The organism is Tenacibaculum litopenaei (genome assembly GCF_964514025.1).
GTDB classification, from domain to species: Bacteria; Bacteroidota; Bacteroidia; order Flavobacteriales; family Flavobacteriaceae; genus Polaribacter; species Polaribacter litopenaei.
In genome coordinates this window covers 513,899-533,500 of the sequence record NZ_CAZEQT010000003.1, presented here as the reverse complement: position 1 = coordinate 533,500, position 19,602 = coordinate 513,899, and the positions used below count along the sequence as shown (strand labels likewise).

17 protein-coding genes are annotated in these 19,602 nt (G+C 38.1%); 10 read left to right on the top strand and 7 right to left on the bottom strand.

Going from position 1 to position 19,602, the window contains the following annotated elements:
* Positions 1-7: 7 nt before the first annotated feature.
* A complete protein-coding gene (locus ACKTS5_RS06865; protein WP_408043112.1) occupies positions 8-718 on the bottom strand; it encodes a hypothetical protein in 711 nt (236 codons plus the stop codon).
* Between the two features lie 363 nt (positions 719-1,081).
* Here ACKTS5_RS06865 and ACKTS5_RS06860 point away from each other — a divergent pair, with 363 nt between their 5' ends.
* The 7 genes from ACKTS5_RS06860 to ACKTS5_RS06830 all read left to right on the top strand — a co-directional run bounded on the left by ACKTS5_RS06860 (position 1,082) and on the right by ACKTS5_RS06830 (position 6,963).
* Positions 1,082-1,846, top strand: a complete 765-nt coding sequence (locus tag ACKTS5_RS06860) for a ParA family protein (RefSeq protein ID WP_408043111.1) — start codon at positions 1,082-1,084, stop codon at positions 1,844-1,846.
* 7 nt (positions 1,847-1,853) lie between these two features.
* Positions 1,854-2,741: a ParB/RepB/Spo0J family partition protein gene (locus ACKTS5_RS06855; protein WP_408043110.1), complete on the top strand. Its 888-nt coding sequence runs from the start codon at positions 1,854-1,856 to the stop codon at positions 2,739-2,741.
* Complete coding sequence (locus ACKTS5_RS06850) at positions 2,742-3,314, top strand: DUF5683 domain-containing protein (protein ID WP_408043109.1); 573 nt, start codon at positions 2,742-2,744, stop codon at positions 3,312-3,314. It begins immediately after the preceding gene.
* A 1-nt stretch (position 3,315) separates the two neighbouring features.
* On the top strand, positions 3,316-4,017 hold the full coding sequence (gene dapB, locus ACKTS5_RS06845) for a 4-hydroxy-tetrahydrodipicolinate reductase (protein ID WP_408043108.1): 702 nt from the start codon (positions 3,316-3,318) through the stop codon (positions 4,015-4,017).
* A 64-nt stretch (positions 4,018-4,081) separates the two neighbouring features.
* On the top strand, positions 4,082-5,650 hold the full coding sequence (lepB, locus tag ACKTS5_RS06840; RefSeq protein WP_408043107.1) for a signal peptidase I: 1,569 nt from the start codon (positions 4,082-4,084) through the stop codon (positions 5,648-5,650).
* Positions 5,651-5,652: 2 nt separating this feature from the next.
* Positions 5,653-6,276, top strand: a complete 624-nt coding sequence (locus tag ACKTS5_RS06835; RefSeq protein WP_408043106.1) for a WbqC family protein — start codon at positions 5,653-5,655, stop codon at positions 6,274-6,276.
* 105 nt (positions 6,277-6,381) lie between these two features.
* Positions 6,382-6,963, top strand: coding sequence for a Crp/Fnr family transcriptional regulator (locus ACKTS5_RS06830; RefSeq protein ID WP_408043105.1), 582 nt, complete (start codon positions 6,382-6,384; stop codon positions 6,961-6,963).
* 145 nt (positions 6,964-7,108) lie between these two features.
* Here ACKTS5_RS06830 and ACKTS5_RS06825 read toward each other — a convergent pair whose 3' ends face one another.
* Genes ACKTS5_RS06825 through ACKTS5_RS06810 form a run of 4 tightly spaced genes read right to left on the bottom strand, consistent with a single transcriptional unit; the run spans position 7,109 to position 11,599 of the window.
* A complete protein-coding gene (locus ACKTS5_RS06825) occupies positions 7,109-8,599 on the bottom strand; it encodes a lipopolysaccharide biosynthesis protein (RefSeq protein WP_408043104.1) in 1,491 nt (496 codons plus the stop codon).
* 10 nt (positions 8,600-8,609) lie between these two features.
* Positions 8,610-9,896 (bottom strand): glycosyltransferase family 4 protein, encoded by a 1,287-nt coding sequence (locus tag ACKTS5_RS06820; protein ID WP_408043103.1) that lies wholly within the window; start codon positions 9,894-9,896, stop codon positions 8,610-8,612.
* Positions 9,893-11,074, bottom strand: coding sequence for a glycosyltransferase family 4 protein (locus ACKTS5_RS06815; protein ID WP_408043102.1), 1,182 nt, complete (start codon positions 11,072-11,074; stop codon positions 9,893-9,895). Before ACKTS5_RS06815 ends, ACKTS5_RS06820 begins: the two co-directional genes overlap by 4 nt.
* Before the next feature lie 3 nt (positions 11,075-11,077).
* Positions 11,078-11,599 carry a class I SAM-dependent methyltransferase gene (locus ACKTS5_RS06810; protein WP_408043101.1) on the bottom strand — a complete coding sequence of 174 codons (522 nt, stop codon included), beginning with the start codon at positions 11,597-11,599 and terminating at the stop codon, positions 11,078-11,080.
* Between the two features lie 78 nt (positions 11,600-11,677).
* On the opposite strand from ACKTS5_RS06810, the gene ACKTS5_RS06805 reads away from it, so the two are divergent.
* Entirely contained in the window at positions 11,678-13,321 is a 1,644-nt protein-coding gene (locus ACKTS5_RS06805) for a helix-turn-helix domain-containing protein (protein ID WP_408043100.1), read from the top strand.
* A 13-nt stretch (positions 13,322-13,334) separates the two neighbouring features.
* Positions 13,335-15,071 (top strand): helix-turn-helix domain-containing protein, encoded by a 1,737-nt coding sequence (locus tag ACKTS5_RS06800; RefSeq protein WP_408043099.1) that lies wholly within the window; start codon positions 13,335-13,337, stop codon positions 15,069-15,071.
* 293 nt (positions 15,072-15,364) lie between these two features.
* Here the strand turns inward: ACKTS5_RS06800 and ACKTS5_RS06795 are convergent, their stop codons facing one another.
* The gene (locus ACKTS5_RS06795; protein WP_408043098.1) at positions 15,365-17,773 is read right to left on the bottom strand and encodes a YfhO family protein; all 2,409 of its coding nucleotides are present in this window, start codon (positions 17,771-17,773) and stop codon (positions 15,365-15,367) included.
* Positions 17,774-17,775: 2 nt separating this feature from the next.
* Entirely contained in the window at positions 17,776-18,057 is a 282-nt protein-coding gene (locus tag ACKTS5_RS06790) for a DUF4834 family protein (RefSeq protein ID WP_408043097.1), read from the bottom strand.
* Positions 18,058-18,194: 137 nt separating this feature from the next.
* On the opposite strand from ACKTS5_RS06790, the gene ACKTS5_RS06785 reads away from it, so the two are divergent.
* Entirely contained in the window at positions 18,195-19,583 is a 1,389-nt protein-coding gene (locus ACKTS5_RS06785) for a transporter (protein ID WP_408043096.1), read from the top strand.
* Positions 19,584-19,602: the final 19 nt, after the last annotated feature.

The following is a 19,602-nucleotide window of genomic DNA, read 5'->3' as shown; positions in this document are numbered from 1 at the left end:
GTCACTCTTAGTATTCGAATTCGATCACCACCGAATTATTAGTTCCTTTGTACTTTCTTCTTGCCTTCATCACATAACAAGGAGTTCTGGTGTAATTTTTCTCTTCGTTGTTTTTAATGCGCGTCCACTCACCAACAATGCTACTCCAAGACGATCCACTATTCTTTTTATAACTCACACTGTAAAATCCTTTTTTCCAAAAATTTCTTCCATACACATTCACAGTAACCGTTTGGTCTTCTATGGCATGACTGTAAAACGTAGAATACAACCACCCTCTCGAAGCAGCTTGGTACGGCGGATTTTCGACAAGCACAAATACATCGGTTGGATTTTCATAGTGTTTAGCAATTACGGTATAGGCTATTTCTGCAGCTACCATCTCATCGTCGTCACTATCACTCGTTTTCGATTGGTTTTGCAATAGCTCCCAATTCATGGTTGTCAATTTCTGGCCTTTTTCCTTTTTCTCTAAACTAAAACTGCTACTATTCCACAACTTTAACACTGAAGGATCATCAGAACCAACGAGTAACTCAATAGAATTACTTTTAGTTGCATCGTACACTAAAATTTGCTTCGTGTATTTACCGAGTTCTTCCTTCACAGGATCCTCTTTCGGTGTCTCTAATTTTTCATCGCTACACGAGGTAAACAATGGAGTCATTACAGTTAACAAGATGAGGAAAGTCATTTTCAATAGATTTGTATTATTCATGGTTTGATTAATTTAAAATTCGCCTACTCATACGCTTTTCGGCATCCGCGTTTTTACTAAATTTTAACAATATTCATCGCGACTGATCAGATCGCTTCACTAACAACTTACCAACTAGTAATCAAAGCTGTCGATGCAAATTTAGGCCGAGAAACAGCGGGGATTCCCATGAATAAAACGGTATAAAATCAGGAAAATAACTCGAAAAAAAACATAGGAAATTCCTCTTAAGTAAAGGGGAGAGCACCAGTAAAAAACAACAGAACAACCTATAAAACAGAGAGTTAACTAATGTTAACATCTTTCGCTTTTAAAAACCATAAATAATTGTAAATTTACCTCTCTTAAACTAGACGAAATACCATGGGTAGAATTATTGCAATTGCAAATCAGAAAGGTGGAGTTGGTAAAACAACAACTACTGTCAACTTAGCTGCGGCTCTAGGAGTTTTAGAAAAAAAAGTATTATTAATAGATGCTGATCCCCAGGCGAATGCTACTTCTGGACTTGGTTTAGATGTAGAAAGTATTGAAGTGGGAACTTATCAGGTATTAGAACATACTGTAAATCCAAAAGACGCTGTACTACAAACCGATTCTCCCAATGTTGACCTTATTCCGGCACATATTGACCTTGTCGCTATTGAAATAGAATTGGTAGACAAGGCAGAACGCGAGTACATGTTAAACAAAGCCATGGCGAGTATCAAAGACGATTACGACTACATACTCATCGACTGTGCTCCTTCACTAGGGTTGATTACCTTAAACTCTTTGGTTGCCGCTGATTCAGTTATCATTCCTATCCAATGTGAATACTTTGCTTTGGAAGGGCTCGGAAAATTGTTAAACACCATTAAAAGTGTACAACAAATTCACAATCCTAGTTTAGATATTGAAGGACTACTACTCACCATGTTTGACGCTCGATTACGCCTCTCAAATCAAGTAGTTGAAGAAGTGCGCAAACACTTCAGTTCTATGGTATTTGAAACCGTAGTTCACCGAAATATTCGCTTAAGTGAAGCACCCAGTTATGGAGAAAGTATAATTTCTTACGATGCGACGAGTAAAGGTGCGGTAAATTACTTAAATTTGGCGAACGAAATCTTAAATAAAAACGGATAACACAGTAATGGCAAAAGCGACAAAAAAACAAGCTCTAGGTAGAGGATTATCTGCACTTTTAAAAGAAACTGCTGACGTTAGCTCAGCAGCTGACAAAAATGCCGATAAGTTGGTGGGAAATATTATTGAAATTGATATTAATTCAATTGATGTTAACCCATTCCAGCCGAGAACTTATTTTGATGAAGAGGCCTTACGTGAATTAGCGAGCTCTATTCGAGAACTCGGTGTTATCCAACCCATTACTGTAAGAAAAACAACGGGAAACAAATTCCAATTAGTTTCTGGTGAACGCAGATTTCGCGCATCAAAACTCATCGGAAATAAAACCATTCCCGCTTATATTCGTTTAGCAAACGACCAAGAAATGCTAGAGATGGCGTTGGTAGAAAACATCCAGCGTAAAAACCTCGATCCAATTGAAGTAGCATTGTCTTATCAACGTTTAATTGACGAAATTCAACTAACTCAAGAAGAACTAAGTACGCGTGTAGGAAAAAAACGTTCAACCGTTACCAATTACCTCCGTTTGCTTAAATTAGATCCTATTATCCAAACAGGTATGCGAGACGGTTTCATTTCTATGGGACACGGAAGAGCACTCATCAATGTGGATAGTACAACAGATCAGCTTACTATTTACGAAAAAATACTTCGTGATAAGTTGTCTGTGCGTCAAACTGAGGAGTTAGTGAAAAATTTAAAAGCTGGCACTATCGCCAAAGCTGCTAAGAAAAAAGCGCTCCCTAAATACATTTCAGAAGGAGCAAAAGAAATGACGACTGTTATCGGAAGCAAAGTAAACGTAACGGTTAACAGTAAAGGTAAGGGTAAGATTTCTATCGCTTTTAACTCTGAAGAAGATTTTAATCGTATTAAAAACCTTTTACAATAATTGTCATTTAAATCATTCATATTTATCATTGGTTGTTGCCTGTCTTTGCAACAACTAGTAGGGCAAAACGGTGTTGATGTAAAAGTTCAACAAAGCCAAATCGCCCCCGTTTACAACCCATTATCTCCCTCCAAAGCTGCTTTTTATTCAGCAATTTTTCCTGGAGGAGGACAAATCTATAACAAAAAGTACTGGAAAGCTCCCATAGTATGGGCAGCTATCGGTGCAAGTGTTTATTACTACTTAGACAACAGTAATGAATACGATAGGTTTAGAACCGCTTTTCGACTCAGACAACAAGGATTGCCTGACGAATTTAACGGATTAAATGGAAATCCCAATATTTCAACCGCAGGTTTAGAAAACGCTCAAAAAGTATTGCGAAAAAATCGTGATTTATCACTCTTAACAGGAGTACTACTGTACGTACTTCAAATTGTTGAGGCCAGTGTCAATGCACACCTCTTACAATTTGACACCAGTGATAATTTATCTGTCAGACCTAGTTTGGCCACGGATCCAATGCTCATCGAAGCACCAAAGGTTGGATTAACCTTAAAATATTCTTTTTAAAATGAAAATAGCTTTACTTGGATACGGAAGAATGGGTAAAGAAATAGAGAAAATTGCTTTACAACGCGGTCACGAAATCGTGATTAAATACGCGGGAAAAGAATCCTATAACATCAATGATGCCGACGTTGCCATCGACTTTAGTTTGCCCAATGCAGCTTATGACAACATTGCTAATTGCCTAGAAAATGGAGTCCCTATTGTTTCTGGAACCACAGGTTGGCTCGAGCGTTATAACGATATTGTTGCCCTGTGTGAAGCCCAAAAAGGAGCCTTTATTTATGCTTCTAATTTCAGTTTAGGGGTTAATATATTTTTTGAGCTAAACAAACAATTGGCAAAAATGATGGAGCAACTCAATGAGTACAATGTGGCTATTGAAGAAATCCACCATACGAAAAAACTCGATGCTCCAAGCGGTACGGCAATTACGCTCGCAGAAGGTATTATTGACCAGAGTTCTAAACAAGAATGGGAACTCGATGGAACTCCTAGTGATACTTCCATTCCTATCAAGGCCATAAGAACCCCTGATGTACCAGGAACACATACCGTAAATTACGATTCCACTATTGATAGTATCGCTATTAACCACACGGCACACAACCGCCAAGGATTTGCTTTAGGAGCTGTTGTAGCCGCTGAATGGTTGGTTGATAAAGAAGGGGTGTACTCAATGAAAGATGTGTTAAACCTAGGTTAAAAAAGGTAACAATTACCCTCGGAAGCTCACTAACAAACGAAGACTTTTACAAAAAAAATAAATCATGAATTTTTCTGAATTATTCATATTCATACTGATCATCCAAGTCATACACTTTTTAGGAACTTGGAAACTTTACAAAGCTGCTGGACGACAAGCATGGGAAGCTGCAGTGCCTATTTACAATGCGGTTGTTTTGATGAAAATCATCAACAGAAAAAAATCTGTTTGGTGGATTTTCTTATTTTTTGTTCCGATTGTTAACTTATTAATGTTCCCTATTATATGGGTTGAAACTTGTAGAAGTTTTGGATTTAATAAGGGTAAAGACACCTTACTGGCGATTTTCACCTTAGGTTTCTACATTTACTACATCAATTATTTCGAAAAGTTAACCTACCGCCAAAACAGAGATATCAAACCACCATCAGGAGTTGATGAGTGGCTGAGTTCTATTGCATTCGCCATTATTGCAGCGACACTAGTACACACGTATTTTATGCAGCCTTACACCATCCCTACCTCTTCATTGGAGAAATCTCTCTACGTAGGTGATTACCTTTTTGTAAGTAAATTCCACTATGGAGCACGATTGCCAATGACTGCAATTTCTACTCCTATGGCACACGATACAGTACCGGTACTAAAAGTAAAATCATTCTTATCAGACGACAATCCAGAGCACAGCAACAGTTGGAAAAACAAATTGAGCTTGCCCTATTTGCGCTTACCTGGAGTTCAATCTATTAAACGCAATGATATTGTCGTATTCAACTGGCCTGCAGACACCACCAAAACTATGTGGGGAGATACTTCAGGTAAACAAACCTTTAAACCTGTTGACAAACGCACCAATTACGTCAAGCGCTGTGTAGGTGTTCCTGGTGATAGTCTTGAAGTTAGAGGTGGCTATGTATACATCAACGGAAAGAAAAATCAATTACCAGATCGCGCAAAACCACAATGGATTTTTGAAGTGGACACCGATGGTCAGAACTTTGGTCCGGGTGCAGCAAAGCGCTACAATATCCGTGAATTCGGAACGCGAAACGGTAAGTATTTACTGAATTTAACAGACGAAGAAGCTGCTCGAATAGCTAAAAATCCTATAGTAAAAAAGGTAACCAAGCAAATTCAACCTAAAGGGTATTACAATAAGAGCTTTTTCCCTCACAATCCGAAATACGCTTGGTCTCAAGACAACTACGGCCCCATTTACATTCCTAAAAAAGGAGTTACTGTCGCTTTAGATGAGAACAGTATTCCATTTTACGAGCAGATTATAAGAAGATACGAGAATAATGATTTAACCATTTTCGGAAACGATATTTATATCAACGGTAAAAAAGCGACTAGTTATACATTTAAGCAAGATTATTACTGGATGATGGGGGATAACCGTCAAAACTCATTAGATGCTAGAAACTGGGGATATGTGCCTTTCGATCACGTAGTAGGTAAACCAGTAATGATTTGGTTTAGCTATGACAAACAAACGGGATCAATTCGTTGGGATCGCATGTTTACAACCGTAGGAGGTAGTGGTAAACCCGTATCGTATTTATGGTTGGTTGTTTTATTATTAGGAGGCTATATCGCCTACACCGTTTACAATAATAAAAAGAAAAAATAACCATGGCACTATACATTCCAACCTATTTTGCTCCCATTGCTCAGTATGCAGCAATGTATCAAGCTAAGGAGGCAATTTCTTTTGAGATGGAAGACAACTTCCAGAAGCAGACCTATAGAAACCGCTGTGCTATTTACGGTGCAAATGGTAAACTAGCATTGAGTATTCCCGTAAAGCACCTAGCTTCTGCGGGAAGAAAGAAAACAAAGGACACGCTTGTAGAAAACGATTTTCCGTGGCAACAACAACACTTTAAATCACTACAATCTGCCTATCGTTCCTCTCCTTTTTTTGAGTTTTTCGAGGAAGATTTACAGAAAATATTTTCGAAGCCTTACAAGTTTTTACAGGACGTCAATATTGACACCCATCTGTTTATTACCGATGCACTGGAACTGGATTCACAATTTGCGAAAACGACCGAGTACGAGCTCACTCCCACTCAAGCAGATTACCGAAATCTTGCCATAGCTAAAAATGGCGTGGCCATTACTATGGACAGTTACGTGCAAATGTTTGATGATAAACACGGCTTTATACCCAACCTTTCAATGCTCGATTTACTTTTTATGGAAGGTGCCAATAGTATTAGTTATTTAGAGAAAATTTCACTAGTTTTGGACTAGACACTTATTTGTCCCCCAATGTATTTTTTTGAAGTTTACTCACTGAAAACGGTTGGTGCAAGAGCAACTGTTCTTAGAAGTGAACTGTACATTAATAAGTAACTTATGCACAACATTATAGAACAATTCATGAGGTATTTTATGCCGAATATCTCTGATGAATCCATTGAACAATTCAACGAAATTGTAAGTTTAAAATCCTTTGCCAAAGGTAAGGTCGTTTTAAAACAAGGTCAAAAACCACAAAATTTTTATATCCTTAAAAGTGGTGTTGCCAGAAGCTTTATTAAAAACAACGAGGAAAAAGAGCATATCCGTACCCTCTACACCACTTTGAGTACTTTTGGATCACTCTCTGCTTTAATTCAAAAAAACGATTCTAATGCGACTTATGACTGTTTAACTCCTTGCGAGTTTTTTGTAGGGAACTTTCAAGCCTTTATCGAATTGACCAAGACCAATCACGAACTCGCGTTATTCTACAACAGGGTATTGGAAAGTCTTTTTATAAGAACTGAAAAAAGAGTAGATGAGCTTGCCCTATTGAGCGCCACAGAACGTTATCTCAAATTAAAAACAGAGATTCCTGAAATCAACAACCTCATCCCTCAATACCATATTGCGTCATTTTTAAACATAACTCCGGTGCAATTAAGTAGGATTCGAAAGAAATTATATTCCACGTAAAATTATTAACATATGTAAATATAGGCTATAACTAATAAGCATATATTTGTCTCGTCTAAAATATTTAATTGGGATTCCCCATCCCTTAAATTTAGTTTCCCCTTAACTAAAAAAGGTTTGTCACTATGCACAAACCTTTTTTATTTTATACTTTCAACAGTCTGCTTATCAAAGCATTAAACTGTACAGACACTTTTAATTTAAAAACGACCAACACATAGATCGGTACTATGATAAGGGATTTCAGCGCGATGTTAAACACAGGAGCAATAGACACTCCGTAAATGCTTACTCCAGGGAGATCAAAATTCCAACTGTTAAACAAAAAATACAGTGGTGCTATGATCAACACCATCACTATTGTTTGTTTGGTATAGGGATACAAATTCAACTTGCGACGTACATACCACACTTTAAAGACCCCGAAAATCAAAAAAGCCATCAAGGTAGAAAGTGCCAAGCCTTCCGTTTCGAAGTCGAGCGTATAATAGAAATACTTATTCAAATACCAAACGAGTAAAGCCATGGCAGATCCTGTAAACAAGGTAATTCTGTAAAACTTTGAATTATTAATAATGGCTCCATTATTCCCTAGCGACATATTAAATAATTTAGCCCCGGAAATCATCAGTACCACCCATTCCCCACCGGCATAACCAGCAGGCATTATTTTAAAGAGTTCTGTGACATTGCAATTCACCAAAATAAAAAAGAGCCCTCCTATCAACAAGAGATTAATCGAACTCTTTACATATAAATTGCGAACTTCTTCATCTTCATTATTATTCAGTGACTTTGATGTTAAGGGCTGTAAAATTTGAGTCATTGCCCTACTCGGAGCCTCTATAAAAGACCCTATAAATACCGCTACACTGTAATATGCTGCTTTGTTAAAGGTATCTTTACCAGCAATCATAAACTTATCAATGTCTAAAATAATAGCACTTGCGCTCCCTGCCAAAATAATATAAAAGGTATACTTGAGTACTTCTCGATAATTATCCGGAAGATTCCAATACAATTTAGGTCGATATAAACGTAAGGCATAGCCCATCATCAACACCGTTCTAAGCACGTAGGCGTAGGCTAATACACGAATAAAATCTTCTTTTCCTATCCATTCAAAAAATACGGCGAATAACAATACCATGACAGCTGCTCGGTTGTACAGCTCTTTCAGCATATTTCCGAAAACAGATTGCATTTGTACCTTGGCCCATGAATAGAAGACCTCAAAATACGCACAGCTCACTGCAACGATATAGATGTAAATTGTATAATTCTCAACTATTCTATTCTCCTCTGATACGAAATGCATGATCCATTCGTGAAAATGGCTCCAAAAGGTTCCGATGACCAGTGCTATAACCATTGGTAAGACCATCACTGAACTCAAAAATTTATCCCGTTGGTCACGCTCTTGATACGATGAATAGAACTTTACTATCGTAAAGTGAATACCAAATGCCGTTAGTGGCATTATTAAGTTCGACGAAGACAATACGTAAGCCACAAGACCGTAATATTCATCTTTTAAAAATCGAGTATATAAAAATATCGTATTAATTCCTCCTATCAAGAATCCTAAATAAATAATAAGAGTATTTCGGAATGATTGTCTAAATATGATTCCCACTTTCCTGCTGTTATTGTTTTTGAATTACTTTTTGAATGAACGCACTCAAATCGCCTGTTAAATTCCTTCTGTGGTATTTACTTATATCATTTTGCAAGGCTGGAATACCTTCTTCTTTAAACCGCTGATACAAGCTGGCTACAAAGCGTTTTAATGCCTTTTTATTGCTATAATCAAATACCTTCCCTGCATTGGTCGACTTAATCACACGCGCCAAATCACCATCTTCGGGAGCCATACCAATTACTGGACGCCTCGCCTGTAGGTATTCAAAAGTCTTTCCAGGAATCATTTCTTTCGCGCTCGGATAGTCGTTGACAACGATGAGCAGTACCTGAGTTTGACGCTGATATAATTTTGCTTCATGGTGGGGAACATAACTAATTTGCTCCAAGTTTTGGATCCCAAGATCTTGAATTTCACGTTCTATCGTCGTATCGATTTTCCCGACAAACCTCAATATCATATCCTCTTTAAAACCGTCTATTTCGTCAGAGAGCTCTGCGAGGACTTCCCATAAAATTGATGGATTTCGCTCTGAATTCATCATGCCAATATGGGTAATTGTAAACTTAGTATCTAAAGTCACGTCACTGTGCTCCAATACAGTATCTACATCAAAGCCATTGGTGATATAATCAATAAACTTCGCTTCTTTTTCGTATTTTTTCTTTGCGTGCTCACTCACCATCAATACGGCATCTGCCGAACGCACTACCGCTTGCTCCAGTGCTTCGTGTTTCGCCAAAGAAGCCTTAGTAAGGGGTAATAAGTGAAAATAATCAACACTGGTCCAAGGATCTCTAAAATCCGCTATCCATTTACAATGGATCGCTTCCTTAACCTGTTGTCCTATCAAATGGACACTGTAGGGAGGTCCTGTAGTTATCAAAACATCGACTGGATGCTCTTTGAGGTACTCCTTCAACATTTTAACAGCTGGCTTTATCCAAAATTTTCTGGCATCTGGAATAAAATAATTCGCACGGATATACCTGAGCAATTTATCGACAGGTCCTGGATTGGGATTTAAGAACCCCATACTCTTTTGACCGTTGTCCTTTTTGAGTTTGGACAGTATTCCGTTAGGTTCAAAAATGGGGCATTTAAGTACTTCTATTCCCTCCGGAACATCTACACTCAACGAGGCATCCAAAATAGGATAACTCGGGTTTTCTGCCGTAAACACAACGGGTTCGATACCAAAATCTCTAAGGTATTTTACAAATTTCAACCACCTTTGCACGCCAGGTCCGCCGGCTGGAGGCCAATAATAGGTAACTATAAGTACTTTCAAGCTAATTCTCTGTATATATTTTTTAATTCTTCAGAAGTTTTATCCCAGGTAAACTGTTCTTTAACAAAAGATTTACCACTACTTCCCAACTCTTTTCTAAGCGATTTTTCACGATACAAGGTAAGCAATTTATCCGTAAAATCGCCAACATCTTCTGCCCTATGTATCAAGCCGCCACCAGCCATTTTTACGATTCGTTCCTGGGCAATGGCATCGCTCACCAGTACGGGTTTTCCCATGCTCATGTATTGAAATACCTTATTGGCATAGGTGGTGTCGTGATGGATATTTCTGTGTAGTGGAGAAATACATACATCTGCCATTTTTATATAACTAGGAAAACAGGTATCTAGCTGCCATCCCATCAAACTAATTGAATTGGAAAGCTTCAATTCTGCGATGCGCTTTTCCAAATACGCACTGGTTTTACCAACGATCACCAAATGTATATCAGGATGCGTCCGTTGGATCCTCGCCAATGCTTCGACCACCGTTAACAATCCTCTTCGTTTACCAGTGTCACCCAAATATAAAACAGTGAATTCATCAGTCCCTTTAACATGTGCAATTTCGACTTGTTGCTCATCTTCAAAAAAAGCCCTCCTCACAGTATTCGGCACAACCTTTACACGCTCAGCGGGTACTCCTGTTCTACTCACAAGTTCTTCTTTGGCCTCTTCTGTAACCACAATGGTATTCGTTGCTAATCTCACAAATTCCTCTTCTTTTCGTTTCCAACGATTGATCGAAATTAATAATTTCCCATACCATTTTTGTAAATGCGGGTAAAAACGCATGATTTCAGGACGGTTTTCATGCAGGTCCAAAACCGTAGGTAAGGCAGTTCGTTTATTTGCTAAAAACGCCGCCTCTGCCACTCTCATATCGTGAATATGAAGTGCAGAAACTCCAGTTTCTTTAACAAAAACTTTTATTTTTCGAGCTAATAGCCATGTGTACAAAGGCAACGTATAAGCCAATGCCGATAATTTGTATTCCAAAACATTCGAAGAATAGCGTCGCACTTGTATTCCTTTGTGGACTTCTTCTGCTACAAATGTTCCATATCCCAAACAAAACAAATACACCTCGTGGCCTTCTTTCAATAACTCCAAAGCTTCATTTTCGACTCGGGGATCTGGTGGATACACATTATCGAGGATCATTCCTATTTTCATGAGCTAGTCAATTTTCTGAGCACTCACCGCATAATACCTCGGTGTAAAATTTCGCAATATCGGGCGAATTCCAAGCTTGTTTACCGGGTGCACCCATTTTTCTCTTGCTTGTATATCCCATCCCGACTTTTCCAAAAGCCAGTCAAACTGCCAATCTTCAAACTCGTGGTAATGTCTGTCCCACATATCTGTTTTACTTCGATAAGCATTCGCAAACCAAAGTTTTAATGGAACCGTGGCGATTAGTTTCTTCGCTTGAATTTCTCGTAAAACATTAAATGGCGCTAAGAGGTGTTCAAAAATCTCAAATGCGGTAACTACTTCGATATCGTATTCTTTTACTATTTCCGGCACTACATCCAAATCCTCTCCCTGCGTATTAAACACTGTATATCCGTGTTCCTCCATAATTTCCGTAAACGGATTGCGAACTCCTAAATCCAATACCGTTGTTGGTTGCGGAACTTCTTTTTGAAGAAATTTTAAAGTCTGTTCATACCTGCGTTTTGGTAACTTTTCGTACATAAATGACGCTAATTTATAAGGTAGACAAATCTAAAATAAATATTCCTTATTTGGATTAATATTACTTAATTTGTAATAATGAACTACCTATTTGTTCTAATAGCGAGTATTTTTCTAAGTAATTCTTCTTCCCCAGCCTGCGAAAACAAAGGAATTCCCTCTGTAACAGTCACTATTTTGGAGAATGAAGCCTATAAGAGTACCCAAAAATCTGGTTCTATCACCCCAGAAGTGAGGTTACAACAAGGCGCTCCGTCGTTAGCTTTGGAGCGTACTACGCAGCTCCCCCCTACTGACAAGACGCTTCAAAACCTAAAAAAGCAGTTTTGTTTATTTTACAATCAAGCATTGTACAAAGAGGCATTAGTGAACTTGAGCCAGCGAAAAAAGCTATTCAAAACTATAAAAAACGCAACCGTTGAACAGCAACTTTATATTTTGCATTTCCAGCTGGATGAAATTTTATTATACAGGCAACTTGATTTCTTAACAAAAGCCATTCGTCACAACCAATCCCTTTGTAAAAACTTACGCAAACACCTGAGTGTAGCAAGCTCCAACAAACTTCTAATCCACCAGTTACAGGCATTGCAATACCGAAGTTACAGCAGCCTTGCAAAGTGTTATGATTTACGCCACATTAAAAACAACGATACTTCCAGTATTGATTCTGTAGCCTTCTACCTAAAAAAAGCGGCCGCATCATTACCCAAATGCTGCACTACCAATGCTGAAAACTACGGAGATTTAAAAATTAACACTGCAAAATTCTATTTGCGTTTTAAAGACTGTCAATCCTCGATAAACCTTCTTAACGAAGTACAACACACCGAAAATAAAACGAATAAAATACGGTACTATTTCGAAAAAGCCAATTTCTTCGAAACAGCAGAACATAGGGACTCTACCCTGTACTACGCTTATAAGTTTTTAAAGGGCACTCCAGAGCACATGCAGGTACACAGAAAACTAACCACCTACCAAATACTGGCGCGTCAATACAGCCTAAAAGGGAGTAATGACAGCATGTACAAATACTCGGAGCTCGCCAAAAAGGCGTATCTAAACATCGCTCAAAACAAGGAACAAGCCTTACTGTACCTTCACAAAACAAATCGCGAATCACAAGAAATACTCACTAAAAAAATTGAAAATAACGGTCTCTTTAACCAAACCATTCACAGTCTCTTATGGGGATTGTTGTTAGGTATAACAGCCGTCGGTATTTACCTCCTATACCAAACGCAAAAGCCAGCTCCCTCAGCGATAACAGCGAGTTTGGAAACATCCATGCAACCGTTGCAAGGTGAGCCTTCAGCACAGCAAGAAGAAAAAACCAACTACAAAATATCACCGGTGTTAGAACGTCAGATCATCGATAAAATTAATGACGCTGAAGAAAAACACGCTTTTCTAGCTCCTAATTTCAATATTAGCGCTATCGCCGAAGCTCTTCAAACCAATACCACTTATGTTTCCTTTGTTTTTAACAAATACAAAAAACAATCCTTCACTTCGTATTTCACACTGCAGAAAATAAACTATATTGTTGCCTTGTTAGAAGCTGATCCGAAAGCATCCTATACTGTGAGTCAACTAGCTCATAAGGCAGGCTATAGCAATGCTGCAGCTTTTAGTAGAGCTTTTAAAAAAGCTACGGGGCAAAGTCCGAGTCAGTTCATGGCTTTACTGCAAGAAAAAAACAACTGTCACAGCCATTAAAAGACCTTTACTTATGAAGTTATTCCATGCTGTTTTTTTACTCTTTTGGAGTTTAGTACTCGTCCGGCCTACTCATGCACAGACCCCATCCGAATTGGCCAATACTTACGAAAAAAAATTAAAGCATTTTAAAAATAGTAATGCCGATAGCGTTCAATTTTATGTTGCCAAACTAAAAGCACTCGGTATATTGGAATTCAGTGTAAAAGCCGACTTAAATACAGCTTACCAATACTATCGAAAAAGAGAGTTTGACCATACGTTAAAACTCCTTGATAGCTGCAATCACAAACTAACAAATTACCTTCGAAACACTCCTGATGCACAAATTTCCCCAGCTGCTTATGAAGCCGGACTCGGTATGCACAACCGCTATTTTTGGACTTACAAGAACCTGGAACTGTATGAGGAAGCCTTTAAACACCTACTTCAGGCCGAAAAATTTCTTTCTTACTATGACAAAACCAATAGTTATCACATAAATACCATCGGATTAACTATTAATAAATCGGTTATTAAAAACAAACTCAACCTACCCCTTGAAGCCATCGAAATAATTAAAAAAGCACTTCAAGAGACCACAAATCTACCGAATGACCTCGAGCAACATAAAGGGTATTTGTTGGCTACAGCCAACCTTCAAAACGTATTGGGAAACAGCTACTATCAATCCGGTATTTTAACTGGAGACAAAAGGTATCTCGACAGTGCTTTGGTTCAATACAACAAGGGCTATGCTAAAGCACTTGCTTTAGATCCTCCTCATAAAGACACGCCAATAATACACATGCTCAACAAAGTAAAAGTACTCATTGCGCAAGAAGACTACAAGCAAGCCTTAGGCTTGGTCAAAACCTATAAAAGCATCAGTGCTGGCTACCCTTACAAAAAACCGTTAAGCTATCAGAAGGCCCTGTGCTATTACCACTTACAACAAACTGACTCTGCTATCTTTTTCGCAGAAAAGTTTCTTAAATACCCAAACAAAACAAGCAGTAAACTCATCGAGATTTACAAAGTACTCTCTACGAGCTACTTTAGACTAAATCAAACAGATAGTGCCTCTAAGTATTCGGACCTCACGTTGAGTCAAATTGAACTGGCAGGTAAGCACAAATACAATACCTATCACCTTTTTCTAGATCACAATCGTTCAAAAGCCGAGGCTTTACAACAGGCCATCGAAAAGAAAACAAACAAGCAACAAAAAGCTATTTTTTTATGGGGGCTAGCACTACTAACAGTACTACTGGCATTACTCTTGTTAGTATGGAGAAAACGAACTGGAGCCGCACAGCCACCTGAAGAAATCCGAGAAACTGTTGTCGACCAAAAAGGAAAAGAAAAAAGTGCTGTTTCCGAAAAAAAGACCTATAATATCGACCCAGAACTCGAGCGACACATACTTTCTTATTTAGAAGAGGTAGACAAACAGCGACAGTTTTTAAAGCCAGATTTTTCCATTCAGTATTTAGCAGCTGCTCTAGAAACCAATACGACCTATATTTCCTATGTTTTTAACGAACATAAACACATGAGTTTCACCAATTACTACGCACAACAAAAAATCAACTATATCGTAGCGCAATTGAAGGATAATCCTACATTCAGAATGTTTACTGTTCAAGCATTGGCGGAAGAGGCCGGTTATAAAAATGCCTCCTCTTTTACTAGGGCATTTAAAAAACAAATAGGGCAAACTCCATCTGCCTACATAACCGAATTAAAACAAAAAAAAGAGAGTTCATAGCAACTAAACTCTCTTTTAAAATTCTCATAGCAATAAGCAATAATACTTCTCCTTTTTTAATATGCGTTAATGTATATTTTGTATGCTTCTCGTTTGCTTAACAAAGATACCGAGACCCTACCTATTTTCCTAAAACTAGTGGAATCATTTTATAAAATGTAACACCCAAAACCCTAACAAACAACAGCTTAACCCCAAAGCACTTTAACTAAAAAAGGATGCCATTACAACTGTAACAACACCCTTTTTGAGTCAATTATTTAAACGTTAATCTATCCGTTTCTCTTGATAAATTAAGATTTTTTTCGCTGGTAAAAATACCCTCCAGCTGGCAGTAAAATCATGAATATATACCCTAGCAATGACACCATGGATCCACGCTGAATTACAGAAGGCTCAAACTTAAATACTATTGTATGCTTTCCGGCCGGAACTTTCATTCCACGTAAAACATAATCGACGCGTTGGTGTGGAGTCAATACATCATCGACATAGGCATTCCATCCTTTGCCGTAATACATTTCCGAAAAGACAGCATATTGTTCTTCTTGGGTACTCGTGGTATAAGTAATCGCATTAGGCTTAAAAGCGGTCATAGTAATCCTGGCCGTGCTATCTTTAGGAAATAGTACGCTTTTCTGGCTTCCCGAAAATTCCTTAAAATCTTCAACATTTAACAATGCCGTACGCTTCGTATTCAAGCTGTCTAAACCTTGTATTTCTTCATTTGCTGACCTTACCAATAACAACTCATTCACAAACCAGGCCGGACCATTGGCATCCGGATTCTCCTGTACCTTATTCTCTCCAACAATCATATACTTCGTATTCAACATATTGAGAATTTCAGTATTCTTTTTTGCTAATTGATATTCAAAAAGTTCTTGATATCGCTTCATTTTTGCCGCGTGATACCCTCCAATAGAATTGTGAAAGTACGATGTACGTGCTTCATTCAACACATTTCCTGTAAAATTAGCCACGCGGTAATACGATGCATCTTTTAGAATTTCTTTATCTGCCTGATTTGCTTTAAAAGGATTCATTACTTTACGCTTGCTTGTAAAATCTTCCTTATTAACGTACTTGATATCTACACTAACCAAATCAAAGACGACGAGTCCTCCTAAAACCAACAGTACCGGTACTAATTTAAGTTTGTCTTGTAAAAATGCCCATAGCGCACCTGCTGTTATACTTACGAGTATAAGTGTTCGCAAGCTGTCATTAAACAACATATCCTTACGATCACGTATCAATGCTCCTTGTAATTCGGGTAATTGCTGATAACTTCCGTCGCGCAATCCTTCAAAATGGAACAAACTCCCTCCAAACAGCAGGAATACTAAAGAAATTCCTCCCATGACCATAAAGGATTTTTTCAGGGCATCCCATTTTTCTTCCTTCGAAATCTCTGCATTAAAGAAATCTCTTAGTGCCAAAACACCTAACAATGGTACACAAAGTTCCGCTATTACTTGGATGGAAGAAACTGCTCTGAATTTGTTATAAAGCGGTATATAATCAATAAAGAAATTCGTCAATCCAGCAAAGTTTTTCCCCCAACTCATCATTATCGAAAAGATAGTGGCGGCAACTAACCAGTATTTTAATTTGTCACGAACGAGAAATACTCCTAGGAAAAAGAACAGAAATACTACGGCGCCGATATACGCAGGAGCTTCCACAATAGGTTGATCTCCCCAATACGTATACACTTGTTTTGAATACTCATCGGCCACTCTCGGTCCTGCGTTCAATTTTATCGTTTCATAAAAGCTGGAATCATTTCCAAGGGCTTCAATAGTCCCTCCTCCCATAAATCTCGGAATCATCAGGTTAAAAGTTTCGGCAATTCCATAACTGTACTCCGTAATATAAGAAGTATCTAATCCCGTTGACGCCTTTTTAGGGGTTCCTTCTGGCGTGATGGTCAAACTCGATTTTCCACGGGTACTATAGTCAGCGTATTCTTTGGTCGCCATCAATCGCGTCGCGTTTACAGTGAGTCCTAAGACGGCTGCGAGGATCACCAAGCCACTCTGCTTTGCAAAGAGCGCCAATCGTTGTTTTTTGTAAGCAACTACTAGTTCTGTAACCCCTAGTATCAACAAGCAAAACCCTAAATAATAGGTCATTTGTGGGTGATTGGTACTAATTTCCAATCCCATGGCCAACGAGGTCAGCGCAAACCCTAACAACAGCTTGTTTTGATAGAGGTAAACCACCCCTGCCAATACGAGAGGCATATATCCAATTGCATGCGCCTTGGCATTGTGTCCTGCCCCAAAAATGATAATCATGTACGTAGAAAAACCAAAGGACAGACTTCCTAAAATAGCTAATTTCCAATCTACCTTTAGAGCGGTAAGTAATATAAAGAAGCTAAAAAAGTACAAAAATAAGTAGTCTGCTGGGCGGGGTAAAAAGCGAATTGCTTTATCGACATATCGAATAAAATCATTCGGAAAATACGCGCCGACCTGATAGGTAGGCATTCCGCTAAACGCATTATTTAACCAATACGATTCTTCACCGGTACTTACTCGGTGCTCTTTGGCCTGTCGAGACATACCAATAAACTGGGCAATATCACCTTGTTTAATTTGTTTGCCACTAAGTACAGGATTAAAATACAAAAGAGAAACCACTGCAAAACTCGCAATTGCAATGGCATAAGGGATAAACTTTTTTAAATTCATAGTTATTCGATTTCTTCAAAATCAACGTACTCCCCAACGGAGTCGTTACTTTGTTTCGTGTTGTTGGGCTTTCTATCTATTACCGTTTTACCTACATCCACGGTGGTGTCACGTTGTTCGTACTGTGCTCGTTGCTGTGCCGCTTGCTTTTGAGCTTTGTCAACAGCCTTTTTCAAAATGTAAGGACCAAACGTACGTGCTAAAAACTTTAACACATAATATATTAAGGCCAAAATTAAGAGCGTTTTTAAAAAGGCGATTGGGCCGGCTACCTGTATATTCATTAAAAAAACTTAAAAATTTAATCAAAAATAACAATTTGAAGTAAAAGGTTACGTTAAGACTTTACAAATCTTCAAATGTACGGTATTTCATATTTTTACTGTATGTTTGTATCACTCCTTTAAATTGGTATTATAACATGGTAAGAAAACTCTTAGCGTTTACTTTATTATTCACAAGTCTTTGTGCTCAAGCACAATACACTAGTGTTATAAACTCAAACAGACCAGGACTATCAGAATCACCTTACAGTGTTGGATCGGGAGTATACCAATTAGAATCGTCGTTATTTTTCAGAAAAGTTCCGATTAGTGAAACTTTTAGCAATCCACAATCCATTGGTTTGGATTTACTTTTTAGAACGAGTTTTTTGCATGAAAAACTTGAATTTAATTTAAACACGGCACTTTCTAATAACCAAATCGCGTTTAAAAACATCTTTACCTCTTCGTATTACAACACTGGGTTGAGTAAATTTACCTTAGGCGCAAAGTACTTAGTGTACGCACCTACTTATACCGATAAATCAAAAGAAATTCGAAGCTGGAAAGCCAGGCATTCCTTTGATTGGAAGCGATGGATTCCTCATGTTGGAGTTTATGCAGGCCTGAACTTCGGAAGCTTTTTAAACGACTACCACAACCAGGGCGGAATTACCCCAAAGGTGGGCGTTTTACTCCAAAATGAATTCTCAGACAAGCTCAATGTAGTAACAAACCTATACTACAACAATATAGGTAGTGATTTCAGAGAATATTCATACGTAGTAACCGGAACCTATAATTTCAATGACTACTGGTCGGGGTTTGCAGAAATGCAGGGTATTTTTGCAAAATATGAACAAACCTCTAGTATCGGTGGGGGTGCTGCCTATTTATGGAGTGAAAACATGCAGTTTAACGCATCTGTAAGAGCCAATTTTGAACGAAACACGGTAGGAATGACTGCGGCAATTGGAGTATCGTACCGTTTGGATCGACATGTCGATAGCTTTGTAGAAATCGATGAATTCGGAAATAAAATCGAAGAAGACAAACCTATAAAATACGACGAGAATAGAAGTTTCTTCGGTCGCTTATTCAGTAAAATTGGACGTCTGTTTAAAAAGAAAGACAAAAGGGAACAAAAAGTGAACCTCGATATGAGTCCTGCAGATGACAGTGCTCCTTTACGAGTAGAAAAGCCTCGAAGACAGCGCGAAGAATCGCTCATTGACATCATTTCAAAAGAAGACGCTAAACAAAAGAAAAAAACGGCGAAAGCTGCTAAAAAAGCAGAGAAAAAAGCTGCAAAACAAGCAGCCAAAGAAAAGCGCCGTGCAGAAAAAGAAAAAGAGAAAGAGCGCAAAAGACTTGAAAAAGAAAAGGAGAGAGAAGCGAAAGAAAAAGAAAAGGCTGCTAAGGAAAAAGAAAAAGCTCGTCTCAAAATAGAAAAAGAGATTAAAGAACTAGAAGAAGAAATTAAGAAAGAAGAGGAAAAAGAGAAGAAAAAAAAGGAGAAAGAAAAAGAAAACGAAGAAGATAATTAATTACTTGTAGTATTATACA

Excerpts from the sequence above, each read along its gene's own strand:
- ACKTS5_RS06805 (WP_408043100.1), top strand. The coding sequence starts at position 11,678 with ATGAACTACCTATTTGTTCTAATAGCGAGTATTTTTCTAAGTAATTCT.
- ACKTS5_RS06835 (WP_408043106.1), top strand. The coding sequence starts at position 5,653 with ATGGCACTATACATTCCAACCTATTTTGCTCCCATTGCTCAGTATGCA.
- ACKTS5_RS06790 (WP_408043097.1), bottom strand. The coding sequence starts at position 18,057 with ATGAATATACAGGTAGCCGGCCCAATCGCCTTTTTAAAAACGCTCTTA.
- ACKTS5_RS06815 (WP_408043102.1), bottom strand. The coding sequence starts at position 11,074 with ATGAAAATAGGAATGATCCTCGATAATGTGTATCCACCAGATCCCCGA.
- dapB (WP_408043108.1), top strand. The coding sequence starts at position 3,316 with ATGAAAATAGCTTTACTTGGATACGGAAGAATGGGTAAAGAAATAGAG.
- ACKTS5_RS06810 (WP_408043101.1), bottom strand. The coding sequence starts at position 11,599 with ATGTACGAAAAGTTACCAAAACGCAGGTATGAACAGACTTTAAAATTT.
- ACKTS5_RS06800 (WP_408043099.1), top strand. The coding sequence starts at position 13,335 with ATGAAGTTATTCCATGCTGTTTTTTTACTCTTTTGGAGTTTAGTACTC.
- ACKTS5_RS06860 (WP_408043111.1), top strand. The coding sequence starts at position 1,082 with ATGGGTAGAATTATTGCAATTGCAAATCAGAAAGGTGGAGTTGGTAAA.
- ACKTS5_RS06855 (WP_408043110.1), top strand. The coding sequence starts at position 1,854 with ATGGCAAAAGCGACAAAAAAACAAGCTCTAGGTAGAGGATTATCTGCA.
- ACKTS5_RS06795 (WP_408043098.1), bottom strand. The coding sequence starts at position 17,773 with ATGAATTTAAAAAAGTTTATCCCTTATGCCATTGCAATTGCGAGTTTT.
- lepB (WP_408043107.1), top strand. The coding sequence starts at position 4,082 with ATGAATTTTTCTGAATTATTCATATTCATACTGATCATCCAAGTCATA.
- ACKTS5_RS06865 (WP_408043112.1), bottom strand. The coding sequence starts at position 718 with ATGAATAATACAAATCTATTGAAAATGACTTTCCTCATCTTGTTAACT.
- ACKTS5_RS06785 (WP_408043096.1), top strand. The coding sequence starts at position 18,195 with ATGGTAAGAAAACTCTTAGCGTTTACTTTATTATTCACAAGTCTTTGT.
- ACKTS5_RS06830 (WP_408043105.1), top strand. The coding sequence starts at position 6,382 with ATGCACAACATTATAGAACAATTCATGAGGTATTTTATGCCGAATATC.